Origin of the sequence: Holdemania filiformis DSM 12042, assembly GCF_000157995.1 — a bacterium.
Taxonomy (GTDB): Bacteria; Bacillota_I; Bacilli_A; order Erysipelotrichales; family Erysipelotrichaceae; genus Holdemania; species Holdemania filiformis.
Window position 1 is genome coordinate 513,578 of sequence record NZ_GG657553.1, and the last position, 1,614, is coordinate 515,191.

At 52.9% G+C, this 1,614-nt stretch carries 1 protein-coding gene; it reads left to right on the forward strand.

Annotation, left to right across the window (positions count from 1 at the left end):
• On the forward strand, positions 1–1,546 hold a 1,546-nt coding region (locus HOLDEFILI_RS04810; RefSeq protein WP_425268557.1), incomplete at its 5' end, for a recombinase family protein.
• Between the last annotated feature and the right edge of the window lie 68 nt (positions 1,547–1,614).

Sequence of the window (1,614 nt, forward strand, 5' to 3'; positions counted from 1 at the left end):
GCTGCAAGGTGAGAGCAATTCTATTTCAAACCAGAAGCGTATTCTTGAAACCTATGCGAAGCAGAACGGCTTTTCCAATCTGCAATGGTACACAGATGACGGTTATTCTGGGGCGAACTTCCAAAGACCCGGTTTTCAAGCCATGCTTGCGGACATTGAAGCCGGAAAAGTCGGCACCGTTATCGTCAAGGATATGTCACGGTTAGGGCGAAACTATCTGCAAGTGGGAATGTATACGGAAATGATTTTCCCACAGAAAGGCGTCCGCTTTATCGCTATCAATGACGGAGTGGACAGCGCACAGGGCGACAATGATTTTGCCCCTCTGCGGAACATTTTTAACGAATGGCTGGTGAGAGATACGAGCAAGAAAATCAAAGCAGTAAAACGGTCTAAGGGTATGAGCGGGAAGCCCGTCACGAGCAAACCCGTATACGGCTACTTTATGGACGAGGACGAAAATTTTATCATTGACGGGGAAGCCGCCCCTGTTGTGCGGCAGATTTACAGCTTGTGCCTTGCCGGGAACGGGCCGACCAAGATAGCCCGTATGCTCACAGAGCAGGAGATCCCCACGCCGGGAACGCTGGAATACCGTCGGACGGGAAGCACCCGCCGCTACCACCCCGGCTATGAGTGCAAGTGGGCGACCAATACCGTGGTACATATCCTTGAAAACAGGGAGTACACGGGCTGTCTGGTAAACTTCAAGACGGAGAAGCCGTCCTACAAGACCAAGCACAGCGTAGAGAACCCCATTGAGAAACAGGCGATTTTCGAGAACCACCATGAGCCTATCATTGACACCCAGATGTGGGAGCGTGTGCAGGAGTTACGCAAGCAGCGCAAACGCCCGAACCGCTATGATGAAGTGGGCTTATTCTCCGGCATACTCTTTTGTGCCGACTGCGGCAGCGTCCTTTACCAGCAGCGTTACCAGAACGCCACCCGCAAGCAGGATTGTTATATCTGCGGGAGCTACAAGAAGCGTACCCGTGACTGTACGGCGCACTTTATCCGCACCGACCTGTTGACCGCCGGAGTGACCGACAATCTGCGGAAAGTCACCAGCTATGCAGCGAAGCACGAAGCCCGGTTTATGAAGCTGCTGATCGAGCAGAACGAGGACGGGGGCAAGCGCAGGAACGCCGCAAGGAAAAAGGAGCTGGAAGCCGCCGAGAAGCGTATCAGCGAGTTATCCGCTATCTTCAAGCGGCTGTATGAGGACAGCGTGACCGGGCGCATTTCAGACGAGCGTTTCACGGAGCTGTCGGCAGACTATGAAGCCGAGCAGAAAGAACTGAAAGAGAGAGCCGCCGCTATCCGGGCAGAGCTTTCCAAAGCGCAGGAAGCCACGGTAAACGCAGAAAAGTTTATGAATGTTGTCCGCAAGTACACCAGCTTTGAAGAACTTACCCCTACCCTTTTGCGTGAGTTTGTGGAGAAAATCGTTGTGCATGAGTGCAGCTATGACGAGAACGGCACACGCAGACAGGACATTGATATTTATTACTCTTTCGTTGGCAAGGTAGACCTGCCCGAATGACCGCCCGACCTATCCGGCGCAATGCGCAAACGCCGGATAGGAACGGCAAAATTTTTTACACTTCTACT